General features: G+C 62.8%; 15 protein-coding genes. 9 read left to right on the top strand and 6 right to left on the bottom strand.

Going from position 1 to position 13,567, the window contains the following annotated elements:
* The 3 genes from QMK50_RS10430 (at position 1) to QMK50_RS10420 (ending at position 2,017) form a co-directional block, all read left to right on the top strand.
* Entirely contained in the window at positions 1-765 is a 765-nt protein-coding gene (locus tag QMK50_RS10430) for a DUF2076 domain-containing protein (protein WP_320333076.1), read from the top strand.
* A gap of 138 nt (positions 766-903) precedes the next feature.
* Complete coding sequence (locus tag QMK50_RS10425) at positions 904-1,383, top strand: NYN domain-containing protein (RefSeq protein ID WP_159998098.1); 480 nt, start codon at positions 904-906, stop codon at positions 1,381-1,383.
* A gap of 22 nt (positions 1,384-1,405) precedes the next feature.
* Positions 1,406-2,017, top strand: a complete 612-nt coding sequence (locus QMK50_RS10420) for a PolC-type DNA polymerase III (protein WP_159998096.1) — start codon at positions 1,406-1,408, stop codon at positions 2,015-2,017.
* 23 nt (positions 2,018-2,040) lie between these two features.
* On the opposite strand, the gene QMK50_RS10415 is transcribed toward QMK50_RS10420, so the two are convergent.
* On the bottom strand, positions 2,041-2,502 hold the full coding sequence (locus QMK50_RS10415; protein ID WP_320333075.1) for an Lrp/AsnC family transcriptional regulator: 462 nt from the start codon (positions 2,500-2,502) through the stop codon (positions 2,041-2,043).
* 160 nt (positions 2,503-2,662) lie between these two features.
* On the opposite strand from QMK50_RS10415, the gene yedA reads away from it, so the two are divergent.
* Entirely contained in the window at positions 2,663-3,553 is an 891-nt protein-coding gene (gene yedA / locus QMK50_RS10410; protein ID WP_320333074.1) for a drug/metabolite exporter YedA, read from the top strand.
* A 58-nt stretch (positions 3,554-3,611) separates the two neighbouring features.
* The gene (locus tag QMK50_RS10405; protein ID WP_095166392.1) at positions 3,612-4,940 is read left to right on the top strand and encodes a DEAD/DEAH box helicase; all 1,329 of its coding nucleotides are present in this window, start codon (positions 3,612-3,614) and stop codon (positions 4,938-4,940) included.
* A 69-nt stretch (positions 4,941-5,009) separates the two neighbouring features.
* Here the strand turns inward: QMK50_RS10405 and QMK50_RS10400 are convergent, their stop codons facing one another.
* On the bottom strand, positions 5,010-6,257 hold the full coding sequence (locus QMK50_RS10400) for a TIGR03862 family flavoprotein (protein WP_320333073.1): 1,248 nt from the start codon (positions 6,255-6,257) through the stop codon (positions 5,010-5,012).
* A gap of 312 nt (positions 6,258-6,569) precedes the next feature.
* On the bottom strand, positions 6,570-7,490 hold the full coding sequence (locus QMK50_RS10395) for a histone deacetylase (protein ID WP_159998088.1): 921 nt from the start codon (positions 7,488-7,490) through the stop codon (positions 6,570-6,572).
* An 81-nt stretch (positions 7,491-7,571) separates the two neighbouring features.
* Here QMK50_RS10395 and QMK50_RS10390 point away from each other — a divergent pair, with 81 nt between their 5' ends.
* From QMK50_RS10390 to QMK50_RS10380, 3 genes are all read left to right on the top strand, one after another.
* Entirely contained in the window at positions 7,572-8,141 is a 570-nt protein-coding gene (locus QMK50_RS10390) for a GNAT family N-acetyltransferase (protein WP_320333072.1), read from the top strand.
* 106 nt (positions 8,142-8,247) lie between these two features.
* A complete protein-coding gene (gene tesB / locus QMK50_RS10385; protein WP_095166400.1) occupies positions 8,248-9,117 on the top strand; it encodes an acyl-CoA thioesterase II in 870 nt (289 codons plus the stop codon).
* Positions 9,114-9,707, top strand: coding sequence for an HAD family hydrolase (locus QMK50_RS10380; protein WP_095166402.1), 594 nt, complete (start codon positions 9,114-9,116; stop codon positions 9,705-9,707). Before tesB ends, QMK50_RS10380 begins: the two co-directional genes overlap by 4 nt.
* 22 nt (positions 9,708-9,729) lie before the next feature.
* Here QMK50_RS10380 and QMK50_RS10375 read toward each other — a convergent pair whose 3' ends face one another.
* The 3 genes from QMK50_RS10375 to QMK50_RS10365 form a co-directional block, all read right to left on the bottom strand.
* The gene (locus QMK50_RS10375; RefSeq protein WP_320333071.1) at positions 9,730-10,695 is read right to left on the bottom strand and encodes an alpha/beta hydrolase; all 966 of its coding nucleotides are present in this window, start codon (positions 10,693-10,695) and stop codon (positions 9,730-9,732) included.
* The gene (locus QMK50_RS10370; protein ID WP_320333070.1) at positions 10,696-11,583 is read right to left on the bottom strand and encodes a neutral zinc metallopeptidase; all 888 of its coding nucleotides are present in this window, start codon (positions 11,581-11,583) and stop codon (positions 10,696-10,698) included.
* 121 nt (positions 11,584-11,704) lie between these two features.
* The gene (locus QMK50_RS10365; protein ID WP_320333069.1) at positions 11,705-12,556 is read right to left on the bottom strand and encodes a neutral zinc metallopeptidase; all 852 of its coding nucleotides are present in this window, start codon (positions 12,554-12,556) and stop codon (positions 11,705-11,707) included.
* Positions 12,557-12,791: 235 nt separating this feature from the next.
* Between QMK50_RS10365 and QMK50_RS10360 the strand changes: the two genes are divergently transcribed.
* Entirely contained in the window at positions 12,792-13,469 is a 678-nt protein-coding gene (locus QMK50_RS10360) for a TetR/AcrR family transcriptional regulator (RefSeq protein ID WP_320333068.1), read from the top strand.
* The last annotated feature ends 98 nt before the right edge of the window (positions 13,470-13,567 follow it).

Raw genomic sequence — 13,567 nt, 5'->3', positions numbered from 1 at the left:
ATGAACAGCGAAGAGCAATCCCTGATCGATGACCTGTTTGCACGGCTGCAACAGGCGCAAACCCAGGCCGAACCGCGCGACGCCCTGGCGCAAGCGCGAATCAACCAGCACCTGGGTCGCCAGCCCGATGCCGGTTATTTCATGACCCAGGCGATCCTGGTGCAAGAGGCGGCGCTCAAGCGCCTCGACGAGCAAAACCAAGCGCTCGCGCAACAGGTTGAGCAATTGCGCAACCAGGTGTTGCAGGCCCAGGCGCAGACCCCGGCAGCGGCGCCGAGCGGCAGTGGCGGGTTCCTGTCCAGCCTGTTTGGCGGGCCGCGTGACCCACAGCCTGGTGCATCCCGCGTAGCGCCGACATCCAGCGGCAATGGTTGGCGTGAGCCCGGACGCTCGGCGCCCAATGCCCAGTCCGGCGCGCAAAATTTCACGGCTGCGGCCCAGAACCCAGGCGCTGCGGCGCAACAGGCGCCGGCGGCTGGCGGCAGCTTCCTCGGTGGCGCCCTGAAGACCGCTGCCGGGGTAGCGGGCGGGGTGATGCTGGCGCAGGGAATCAGCAGCCTGTTCCACAGTAACCAGGCGCCCCAGGAAGTCGTCGAGGTGATCAAGCCAGAGCCCGCGCCAGTCAATGACACCGGCACCGGCTGGAGTGACGAACCGCGCATGGCCGGTAACGACAGCTACGGCAACGACCAGGGCGGGTTTGCCGACGCCGGCTACAGCGATGACGGCTCGTCGTTGTTCGGCGACGACGATAGCTTCGTCTGATCCGCCATTCGTCCGGGGCGTTGCGCCGTCCCGGACTGATGATTCGCCCAACCTTCCTTGCGACTGGCATACTGGGCGACTTTTCGGGCCCGGGGTCCGAACAATCGCCTGCGCCTGTGCGCGCCAAGAGGATGTGCGGTGAAGAAGATCGCAGTGTTCGCCGATGTCCAGAACCTCTATTACACCGTGCGCCAGGCCTACGGCTGTCATTTCAACTATGCCGCCTTGTGGGCTGACATCAGCCAGCACGGGCAGATCGTCGAGGCCTATGCCTACGCCATCGATCGCGGTGACAGCAAGCAGCAGCAGTTCCAGCAGATCCTGCGTAACCTCGGTTTCATCGTGAAGCTCAAGCCCTACATCCAGCGCAGCGACGGCTCGGCCAAGGGCGACTGGGACGTGGGCATTACCCTGGATATCATGGACGCCGCCGACCACGTCGACGAAGTGGTGCTGGCCTCCGGTGACGGCGATTTCGACATGCTGCTCGAGCGCATCATCAACAAGCACGGGGTGGCCGCCGTTGCCTATGGCGTGCCGGGTCTCACCGCCAATTCGCTGATTCGCGCGGCCACACGCTACGTGCCGATCGAAGGCGCGTTGTTGCTCAAAAACTGATTATTGAACGCAAGGAACAGGTTTGGAACGCATAGCCGTCATCGACTTTGAAACCACCGGAATCTCCCCCAGCAGCAGTTGCCGGGCCACGGAAATCGCCGTGGTGATTCTAGAACAGGGGCGCATCGTCGAGCGTTACCAGAGCCTGATGAATGCCGGCGTGCGCGTGCCGGCATTTATCGAACAACTGACCGGCATCAGCAACGCCATGCTGCGCACCGCACCCAGTGCGCAGCAGGTGATGAACGAGGTCAACGAGTTTGTCGGGACCACGCCACTGCTGGCGCACAACGCAGCATTCGACCAGAAGTTCTGGGACTTCGAGCTGGGCCAGATCAAGCGCACGCGCTTGCAGCACTTTGCTTGCTCGCTGTTACTGGCCCGCCGCCTGATGCCGGCGGCGCCCAACCACAAGTTGGGTACCCTCACCCGTTTCGCCGGGTTACCCCACACCGGCCAGGCTCACCGGGCCATGGCCGACGCCGAGATGGCAGCCAACCTAACTGCGCACCTGGCGCAGGAGTTGCGGCACACGCACGGCTTGCGCGAGCTGTCCCATGACCTGCTGCGCAGCTTGCAGAAGGTTCCGGCGGCGAAGATCAACGAGCATCTCAAGCGCCATCGCGGGTTCTGACCTTCCTGGCCACCCCCTAGACCTCATGCGCCGTTTTTAGCGTTGCCTTCCAGTTGCCCCAGGGGGACGCGTTTTTCGAAGGCGCTGGAGAGCACGATCGAGGTCTTGCTGGAGCCGAACCGGGCGACACGATTGATCAAGTCTTCCAACTCGATCATCGAGGCCACTGCGCCACGCATGATCACGCAGGAGTCGCCGGTGACGCGATGGCACTCGGTGAGCTGGGGGATCTTGATCATTTCGTCATAGGCTTTCTGGTTGCCGTGCTGGGTCAGGCGCAGTTCGATCAGGCACTGGATCGGCAGGCCGACCTTGGCCAGGTCGACGGTGGCCTGGTAACCGGTGATCACACCGCTGGACTCCAGCTTGGCGACCCGCTCGGCGACGGCGGGCGCCGACAGGTTCACCTTGCGCGCCAATTCGGCGTAGGACGCTCGCCCATTTTCCATGAGGACACTGAGCAGCATTCGGTCGTATTTATCCATAAACAGGCTCCCTGAACCGCTGACTTTCGAAAGTACGGCTTATAGCTGTTATCTCCGTGTTTTGAAAAGTGTACGGGCCTTATAAACAGGTTTTGTAACTTAAGTTCCGTCCGTCGGCTTTCTAGAATAACGCTCCACTTGTCCTGCCTCAGAGCGTCCCATGCCTGGTCTTCGCCGTTTCCCGTTACCGCTGATTGGAGCCTTTTTTGCGCTGTATGTGATCTGGGGGTCTACCTACCTGGTGATCCGCATCGGCGTCGAGTACTGGCCACCGCTGATGCTGGGGGGCGTGCGCTTTATCATTGCCGGAACCCTGCTGTATGCCTTTCTGCGCTGGCGCGGGGTGCCGGCGCCCACGTGGCAGCAGTGGAAGGCGGCCGCAGCGATCGGGGTGCTGTTGCTCAGTTGTGGTAACGGCGCGGTGACGGTTGCCGAGCATGCGGGCGTGGCCTCGGGCGTGGCGGCGTTGGCGGTGGCCACGGTGCCGCTGTTCACCTTGCTCTGCGGCTATTTCTGGGGTGCGCGCAATACCCGCCTGGAGTGGTCGGGGATTGTGCTGGGCCTGATTGGGATCGCCATGCTCAACCTCGGTTCCAATCTGCAGTCCAGCCCCTTGGGTGCGGCGTTGCTGATCTTTGCCGCGGCGGCCTGGGCCTTTGGTTCGGTGTGGAGCAAGCATTTACCGTTGCCCCAAGGGGCGATGGCCAGTGCCGCCGAGATGCTGGTGGGTGGCGTGGTGCTGATGATCGCCAGCGCACTGTCCGGCGAACGCCTGCACAGCCTGCCGCCGATCGAAGGCTGGGCAGCGCTGATGTACCTGGTGCTGCTCGGTTCGATCGTCGCGTTCAACGCCTACATGTACCTGCTCAAGCACGTGCGCCCGGCAGCGGCCACCAGTTATGCCTACGTCAACCCGGCCGTGGCGGTGTTGCTGGGGATCGTTTTTGCCGGTGAAACCATTGGCCTGGAAGAAACCCTGGCGATGACGGTGATCATCAGTGCCGTGGTGTTGATCGGCTTGCCGCAGTGGCGTAAGCAGAAACCGCAGTGATTTAAGGTAAACTGCCGCGCATTGCCCACGTGCGCTGATTTTTTCCTACGGTATCCCAATGACTTTCGCCACTCTTGGCCTGATCGAACCCTTGCTGCGCGCCCTTGAGACGCTCGGTTACCAGACCCCGACCCCGGTTCAGGCGCAAGCCATTCCGGCGGTGCTGGCCGGTCGCGACCTGATGGCCGCCGCCCAGACCGGCACCGGCAAGACCGCCGGCTTTGCCGTGCCGCTGTTGCAGTTGCTGGCCATGGAAGGGCCGAAAGTCACCAGTAACTCGGTGCGTGCGCTGATCCTGGTGCCAACTCGCGAGCTGGCCGAACAGGTGCATGAAAGCGTGCGCCAGTACGCCGAGCATCTGCCGTTGAGCACCTACGCGGTGTACGGCGGCGTCAGCATCAACCCGCAGATGATGAAACTGCGCAAAGGCGTCGACCTGCTGGTGGCGACTCCCGGTCGCCTGCTCGACCTGTTCCGCCAGAACGCGCTGAAATTCAATCAGTTGCAGACCCTGGTGCTCGACGAAGCGGACCGCATGCTCGACCTGGGCTTCTCCGAAGAACTGTCGAATATCTACCGGGTGCTGCCGAAAAAGCGCCAGACCTTGCTGTTCTCCGCGACCTTCTCGGATCAGATCCGCCTGCTGGCCGGGCAAATGCTCAATGATCCGCTGAGCATCGAAGTCAGCCCGCGCAACGTTGCTGCCAACACGGTCAAGCAATGGCTCTACACCGTCGACAAGAAGCGCAAGCCAGAGCTGTTCGTGCATTTGCTGCGCAAGCAAAAGTGGAAGCAGGTATTGGTGTTCGCCAAGACCCGTAACGGCGTGGACGCGCTGGTGGAGAAACTCCAGGGCCTGGGCGTCAATGCCGACGGTATTCATGGCGACAAACCCCAGGCGACCCGCCAGCGGGCGCTGGATCGTTTCAAGGCCAGCGAAATCCAGATCCTGGTGGCTACTGACGTCGCGGCCCGTGGCCTGGACATCGAAGACCTGCCGCTGGTGGTGAACTTTGATTTGCCGATCGTGGCCGAGGACTACATCCACCGGATCGGCCGTACCGGTCGTGCCGGGGCCACCGGCGAGGCGATTTCGCTGGTGTGTGCCGATGAAGTGAACCTGTTGTCGGCGATCGAGACGCTGACCCGTCAGGCCCTGACTCGCCATATGGAGCAGGACTTCGAACCGGAGCACCGGGTGCCGGACACCGACGCCAGCGGCCAGGTGATCAAGAAGCCGAAAAAGCCGAAGAAGCCCAAGGCTTCCGGTGGTGGCAAACGTAACCTGGGTAAATGGGTGGATAGCGGTGAGACCGTGGCCGATGTGCCGGTCAAGCCGGTGCGCAAAGTGCCGGTATTCAACACCGGGCCGCGCAAGAAGAAGTGAGACGACGCTAAGCCGCAAGCTACGAGCTTCAAGCTTCAAGCTTCAAGCTCGAAGCTCGAAGCTCGAGGCTCACGGCTTGTAGCTGCTCTTCAGCCACTGCACCATCCCCAACCCGGCCGCACGCCCACTGGCGAAACAGGCGGTCAGCAGATAGCCGCCGGTCGGCGCTTCCCAATCGAGCATTTCGCCTGCGCAGAACACGCCGGGCAATGCCTTGAGCATCAATTGTTCATCCATCGCTTCGAACGTCACGCCGCCGGCGCTGCTGATGGCTTCGTCCAAGGGCCTGGTCTTGACCAGTGTCAGTGGCAGCGCCTTGATGGCGTTTGCCAGCGCCAACGGATCGGCGAATGACTCGCTCGGTGTCAGCTCGCGCAGCAGCGCGGCCTTGACGCCATCCAGGCCCAACTGGCTGTGTAGATGTTTGGCCATGGAACGGGAGCCGCGCGGCTTGCTCAGCGCCGCGTGGATTTTATCCACAGGGCGCCCGGGCAGTAGATCCAGGTGCACAGTGGCCGAACCCTGCTGCTCAATGGCATCACGGATCGGCGCGGACAAGGCATAGATCAGGCTGCCCTCAACCCCGGTAGCGGTGATCACGCATTCCCCCAGGCGCGGGACATCGTCATTCAAGCCGATGGCGATGTTTTTCAGCGGCGCGCCGGCAAATTTGCTGAGCATCAACTCACTCCAGGCGGTCACCTCGAACCCGCAGTTGCTCGGTCTCAAAGGCGCCAGGGCGACTCCGCGTTGTTCCAGGGGCAGCATCCAGGCGCCATCGGAGCCCAGTCGCGCCCAACTGCCGCCACCGAGTGCCAGTAACAGGGCGTCGGGGTTGATCTTCTGTTCGCCGTCCGGATTGGCAATGCGCAGGCTGCCGTCCGGATTCCAGCCCAGCCAGCGGTGGCGGGTGTGGATAACTACTCCGCCATCGCGCAGGCGCTTGAGCCAGGCACGCAGCAGCGGGGCGGCTTTCATGTCGGAGGGAAAGACCCGGCCGGAACTGCCGACGAACGTTTCTATCCCCAGGCCGTGAATCCAATCACACAGCGCGGGGGCATCGAAGCCGCGCAACAGCGGGGCGATGTGCGGGGCGCGTGCGGCGTAGCGTGCAAGGAACGCCGGGTAGGCTTCGGAGTGGGTGATGTTCATGCCGCCGACACCGGCCAGCAGGAACTTGCGGCCCACCGACGGCATGGCGTCGTAGAGGTCGACCCTGGCCCCGGCCTGGCTCAGCACCTCGGCGGCCATCAAGCCGGCAGGGCCGCCACCGATGATGGCGACGTGCTGGGGAGGGTGGGCGACGGGTTGGCTCATGGCATGCACTGCGATTCGGCTCGAAAGGCCGCGTATTCTAGCAGCACCACAAGCCCCCCGTAGCAGCTGTCGAGCCCCGCGAGGCTGCGTTCGAGGACGCAGTCCTCGCCGGGTGCGTTGAGTCTGGCGGCTGCTGCGCAGCCGAACGCAGCCTCGCGGGCTCGGCAGCTGCGACAGGGGCTCGGCGGTTCTAGGGCGCTGGTTGAAAAATGATCAGTGGCTTGTAGGCCATAGTGGACAGGGCTTGCAGGTCCTTTCACTCAGGTTATCCACAGGCCGTTCCACAGGCATTGTGGGTAAAGCATCCACAACTCAATGACAGCCTGATGACTGCCAGACCCGTTGCGCACTGTGATGGAGGATGCCGTGACGCCGCGCCAGGGCCTCACGGTCTTTGCTGTAGCCGCCGCCAATCACGCCCATCACCGCGATGTCGCGGCCCAGGCAGTGGCGCAATACGGCCTCATCGCGGGCGGCGACCCCGGCATCGGTCAGCTTCAGATACCCCAGGGCGTCGTCCTTGTGCACATCGACCCCGGCGTCGTACAGCACCAGGTCCGGCTGGTAGAGCGGCAGCAGGTAGTTGAGCGCGTCATCGACCACCTTGAGGTACTCGGCATCGCCCATGCCCATGGGCAGCGGAATGTCCCAGTCGCTGTCGGCCTTGCGTGCGGGAAAATTCTTTTCGCAATGCAGGGAAACCGTCACCGCGTCCGGGGTATGTTGCAGAATCCGCGCCGTGCCGTCGCCCTGATGCACGTCACAGTCGAAGATCAACACCCGTGAAACCCGTCCGCTTGCCAGCAGGTAATGGCTGATTACCGCCAGGTCGTTGAAGATGCAGAAGCCGGCGGGGTGATCGTAGTGGGCGTGGTGGGTACCGCCCGCCAGGTGGCAGGCCATGCCATGTTCCAGCGCCTGTTCGGCGGCCAGCAGGGAGCCGCCGACCGCCCGCACGGTGCGCCGGGCCAGGGCTTCGTTCCAGGGCAGGCCGAGGCGCCGTTGGTCTTCGCGGGACAACTCGCCGCTCATGTAGCGTTCGATATAGCCGGGGTCGTGGGCCAGGGCCAGTACGTCTGCCGGGCAAATCTGTGGACGCAGCAGGTGCTGGTCCTCGGTCAGGCCACTGTCCACCAGGTGATCGCGCAGCAGTCGGAACTTGTCCATGGGGAAACGATGTTCCGCTGGAAACTCGGGGCTGTAGTCTTCGTGGTAAATCAGCGGCAGGGGCATGGTCGGTTCGTGGCGTGGAGTGACGAAGTGAAGGATCCTACCAGCGATCTAGACTTGTATGCAGGGAAACGGAGGGGAGCGATGGAGCCGATACTGGAACTTGAGAGCGCGCGGCTGCTGATGCGCCAGTGGCGTGATGAGGACTTGCCGGAATTTGCCGCGATGTGCGCCGACCCGCAAGTCATGCGCTACTTCCCGGCACCCTTGAGTCGCCTGGAAAGCGCTGCATTGATCGGGCGAATCCGCGGACATTTTGCCGAGCACGGTTTTGGTCCGTGGGCGCTGCAGCGCAAGGACAATGGTGCATTCATTGGATTTACCGGCTTGGGGGTGGTCGGGTTTGACGCCCCGTTCACCCCGGCCACCGAAATCGCTTGGCGCCTGGCCCGCGAACACTGGGGCCTTGGGTATGCCAGCGAAGCGGCCTGGACCGCTCTGCGCTGCGGCTTTGACCGCTTGCTGCTGGATCAGGTGGTGGCCTTTACCACCGAGGCCAACCTGCCGTCTCAGAAAGTCATGCAGGCCATTGGCATGCACCCTGACCCGGCAGGCGATTTCCAGCACCCTAACCTGCAAGCCGGTCATCCGCTGCGCAGCCACGTGTTGTACCGCATCACCCGTGAGCAATGGTTGGAAACCTTGCATGGATAAGCTGGCCGGGATGTTTACAATGTGCGCAATGTTGGCCCGGGCCAAAACCTGAATCGACCGCCGCAGCCAAGACTGCGCGGCATTGCTCTGTGTGAGGAGAGTCTGAATGAGCCAAGTGCTGGAAGATCTGGTCGACTTGCTGACCCTGGAACCGATCGAAGAAAACCTGTTTCGCGGCCGTAGCCAGGACTTGGGTTTTCGTCAGTTGTTCGGCGGCCAGGTGCTGGGCCAGTCCCTGTCGGCGGCCAGCCAGACCGTTGAAGAAGCGCGTCACGTGCATTCGCTGCACGGTTATTTCCTGCGTCCGGGCGACGCCGGTTTGCCGGTGGTCTACCAGGTGGACCGGGTCCGCGACGGCGGTAGCTTCAGCACCCGCCGGGTGACCGCGATCCAGAAGGGCCAGCCGATCTTCACCTGCAGCGCGTCGTTCCAGTACGACGAAGAGGGCTTCGACCATCAAAGCGCGATGCCCCAGGTGGTCGGTCCGGAAAACCTGCCCTCGGAGCTGGAACTGACCCAGCAACGCGCGCACCTGATTCCCGAACACATGCGCGAAAAACTGCTGTGCGCCAAGCCGATCGAGTTCCGTCCGGTGACCGACAGTGATCCCTACAATCCGCAGCCGGCCGACCCGGTCAAGTACGTCTGGTTTCGCGCCGACGGTGCGCTGGCCGACTCGCCGGCGCTGCACAAGTATCTGCTGGCCTACGCCTCCGACTTCGGCCTGCTGGTCACTTCATTGCTGCCCCACGGCAAATCGGTCTGGCAAAAAGACATGCAGGTTGCCAGCCTCGACCACGCATTGTGGTTCCACGCCGACGTGCGTGCCGATGATTGGCTGCTGTACGCCATGGACAGCCCGTGGGCCGGCAACTCCCGGGGCTTTACTCGCGGCAGCGTGTTCAACCGCGCGGGCAAACTGGTGGCCTCGGTGACCCAGGAAGGCCTGATTCGCCACCGTAAGGATTGGGCATGAGCCTGGCGCAGGTACGCCACTGGGTGTTCGACATGGACGGCACCCTGACGGTGGCCGTGCATGATTTTGCGGCGATTCGCCAGGCCCTGGCGATTCCCCCCGAGCACGACATCCTGACCCATCTCGCGGCGTTGCCCGCCGCCGAAGCCGCGGCCAAGCATGCCTGGCTGCTGGAACACGAACGGGACCTGGCGCTGGGTTCGCAGCCGGCCCCTGGCGCCGTCGAGCTGGTGCGTGAGTTGGCCGGGCGTGGTTATCGCCTGGGCATCCTCACCCGCAATGCGCGGGAACTGGCCCATATCACGCTCCAGGCGATTGGCTTGGCGGACTGCTTTGCGGTCGAGGATGTCCTGGGCCGCGACGATGCGCCGCCCAAGCCCGATCCCGGTGGATTGCTGAAACTGGCCCAGGCCTGGGATGTTGCACCTGGCAATATGGTGATGGTCGGTGACTACCGGTTTGACCTCGATTGCGGTCGTGCGGCGGGCACGCGCACGGTGCTGGTGAATCTACCGGACAATCCATGGCCGGAATTGACCGACTGGCACGCCGTCGACTGCGTGGCGTTGCGTAACTTGCTTGCGGCTTGATCCTCTGCGGGCATTTTACTGATCAGCGAAACAGCGCTTGCTGACCCTGGGCCGAGATGAACATCTGATCGCCGTTGTGTCCGACCCCCGGCACTTGCACCAGATGCTGATTGAGCCCTTGTGGATGGCGCTGAGTCAGGTAGTTGAAGTAGTTGAGCCCGCGCACCTGATGCGACGGACCCTGGGCCAGGGCGGCGCAGGACTTGTCCAGGGCCGGTTGGGCCGGGTTGGTGTCCAGTTCGCCGAGCAGGTAGGTGATGTCGCACGCGATGTAGCGTTGCTCCAGCGATTGCGCCGACTGGCCCTTGGCGTAGGCCGGTAGCCGGTCCAGACCGTACTTCCAGTCGTTGAAACCGGGGCATTTGTTGCGGTCGACGGGCATTGGCCGCTGTTGATCGAAGTAGGCGTAGGACGACGGATTGGCGATCACGTAGCGGACCTTGACGCCGGCCTGGCGCAAGGCTGGCTGGTCATCCCCGAGCAAGGCAAAACGCTGCACCATTTGCCCGCCACCGGAATGTCCGGCAATCACCACTTCCTTGAGCTCCGGGTACTCCAGGCGGTTGCTCAGGCGGCTCAGCAAGCGGTCGAGCACGGCATAGGAACTCAGCGCCTGGGGCCCGGTGGACAAGCCCCCGGCCATCCACTCGTTGCCACGCCAGCGCATCACGCTGTCGGCCAGTTGATGCCGCGTGATATCCGTTTCATTAAGCAATTGCGGGGCAATCACCAGGGTGCTGGCGCTCTGTCCGGCCTGCGCTGCAGCTTTTTCAGCGCTTTGCCGATAGGTTTCGGCATTGCGCAAACGCCCATGGAGGATGATCAGCACCCGCCGGATCGGCGCTGAGGGTTGGCTGAAGCCAACCGCCAATTCTCCTGCACCCAGGTCCAGGCGGCTGGGACTGATGTCTTTCACCCCATGGTCAGCCGCCTGTAGCGTGGTGCACCCCAGTGACAGAACAAACACCGCCAGCCAGGGTTTTGCCATTCAGAGACTCTTCGCGGCAAAGGTGTCGCATTGATTGATCTGGCCTTGGGCGAAGCCAGTCTTGAACCAGCGCACGCGTTGCGCCGAAGTACCATGGGTAAATGAATCCGGGACCACGCGACCTTGACCCTGTTGCTGCAAACGGTCGTCGCCGATGGCGTTGGCGGCGTTCATCGCTTCTTCTATGTCCCCGGGCTCAAGCCAGTTCAAACGTTTTTGCGCATGGTTGGCCCAGACCCCGGCCAGGCAGTCGGCCTGTAATTCCTGGCGCACCAGCAGCCCGCCATCGCCTTCCATGCGTTGTCCTTGCTGGCGCGCAGCCTGGATCTTGGCGGATACCCCGAGCAGGGTCTGCACATGGTGGCCGACTTCGTGAGCGATGACATACGCCTGGGCGAAGTCGCCGGCCGCGCCGAAACGCTGGGACATTTCCTGGAAGAAGCTCATGTCCAGGTACACCCTTTGATCCGCCGGGCAGTAGAACGGCCCGGTCGCCGCCGAAGCACCGCCGCAGGCCGAGTTGACCCGACCGCTGAACAGCATCAGCTTGGGCGCCGCGTACTGGCGCCCGGCTTGTTGAAAGATCTGGCCCCAGGTGTCTTCGGTGTCACCGAGGATTCGCGCCACAAATTCCGCCTGCTCGTCATTGGCCGGCGGCGCCTGGCGGGTTTGGGTGGTGGCAGGGGCTGACTGTTGGTCCATTTGCCCGGCCAGTTGCCCGAGAATCTGCATCGGGTCCTGCCCGGTGATCCAGCCGATCCCGACGATCAGCACGATGGCCGTCAGGCTCAGCCCCTTGCCCCCGCCAAAACGCATGCCACCGCCGCCACCACCCTCACCCCGGGCATCCACCACGTTGTCACTGCGGCGGCCTTTTTTCCATAACATGTGGGAATCCTCTGATTACGCGTGGTGTGAGTGTTGCTGGTGAGTGGGATAGTCGCCAGTCCGGTCGTCAGACGATGTCGGACGAAAGGTAGTATGGCATTCGATGTGCGACGCTGCCGTGCTACAGCGGATTGGCCGAGAAGGTGTCGCACTGTTCGATGCGACCTTGCTCGAAACCGCGCTCGAACCAGCGCACGCGCTGCACAGACGTCCCGTGAGTGAAAGTCTCAGGCATCGGGCCGGTCGTTTGGTTCCCGCGCTGGTAATCGTCGCCGAACACCGCAGCCGCTTCCAACGCGGCTTGCAGATCGCCTGGCTCCAGCCAGTTCAGGCGTTGCTGGGCATGGTGCGCCCAGACGCCCGCCAGACAGTCGGCCTGCAGTTCGGCACGCACTTCCAGGCCGTTGTCACCGGCGGTAGGTTGGCCGACCGCCAGGGCTTCGTCGAAGGGCCGGGATAATCCCAGGCGGGTCTGCACGTGATGCCCGATTTCGTGGGCGATCACATAGGCCTGGGCAAACTCGCCGAAGTTGGGCATCTGCTGGGCCATTTTGCGGAAAAACCCCAAGTCCAGGTACAGCACCTGACTGTCAGGGCAATAGAACGGCCCGACCGCCGACGAGGCGTAACCGCAGGCGGAAGCCACACCCTGCTCGAAGAGGATCATGGTGGGTTCAGGGTAGGGCTGGTCCAGGGTTAGAAACTGGGCTCTCCATGTGTCCTCGGTATCCCCGAGCACGGCGCGCACGAACGCCAGGTCGGGGTCATCGGTGTGTACCGGCGTGACTTCGGTCACGGGGGGCTCTGGCGGGTCAGCCTCCTGGGTGGAAATCAGGCTGCCCAACGCTACAACCCCCGAGAGGGCGACAGCACCGAAAGCGATCCCGAGTTTCTTGCCGGGGGGGAAGCGCTTGGAGGAGGATTTGCGGGTATCCATAACATTATCGCTGGGACGGGCTTTGTTCCATAACATGTCGACATTCCTTGTGAGTTGAGCGGCATTCATTGCCTGGTGTCTGCATACACCAGCTATGGCACGGAGGGTGACGGGCAATGTGTAAACGCAGGTGAGCGACAGCGCCGGGGTGCGCCGGGGCAAGTTGTATTGAAATCGTAAGCAGGGGGGCTATAGGTGGTAGCGATACTTCCTTCGCTGCATCGAGCGGCCCATAATCGCCAGCCTCTGCAGCGTTGGCCACGAGCCCGGAATGAGAATGACCACAGACCTTACCGTAGCGCCCGAAGCGTCAGCGCTCGAGCCGCGCAAGAGTCGCAAGAACAACCCGCAAAAGACCCGCGAGAACATCCTTCAAGAAGCCATTGTCGAGTTCGTCCAGCAGGGGTTGTCCGGGGCGCGAGTGGATGCCATCGCCGAACGAATCCATACCTCCAAGCGCATGATCTATTACTACTTCGGGAGTAAGGAGCAGCTCTACGTCGAGGTGCTGGAGAAACTCTACGGGGATATCCGCAGTACCGAGAATCGCTTGCAACTCGCCGAACTCGCGCCGCGTGAAGCCATCCAGCGGCTGGTGGAGTTCACCTTCGATCACCATGATCGTAATGTCGATTTCGTGCGCATTGTCAGCATCGAAAATATTCACAACGCCGAGTACGTGAAGCACTCCGAGGCGATCAAGGCGATGAACAGCACCATCCTCGATGCACTGGGGGGGATACTGCGGCGCGGGGTCGTGGAGGGCGTGTTCCGTGACGGACTCAACCCGTTGGACGTGCATCTGCTGATCACCTCGTTCTGTTTCTACCGAGTGTCGAACCGCCACACCGTCGGTGAGATCTTCCAGATCGACCTGCCCGATGCGGCGATCAAGCAGCGTCATCGGCAGATGATCTGTGAGTCGGTGTTGCGCTACCTGCAGGCCTGAGCTGTGGTGAGGGGCTTTGGCTCCGGTATCCGCCCAGGACACCGTTTACCCGAGCGCTGTCCAAGCCCCTGGTGGGCGCATGCAAAGATTGCTTACCC

Source organism: Pseudomonas sp. P5_152 (assembly GCF_033989915.1).
Taxonomy (GTDB): Bacteria; Pseudomonadota; Gammaproteobacteria; order Pseudomonadales; family Pseudomonadaceae; genus Aquipseudomonas.
Note: the sequence above shows the minus strand (reverse complement) of the source record. Positions and strands in the feature narration are given on the sequence as shown.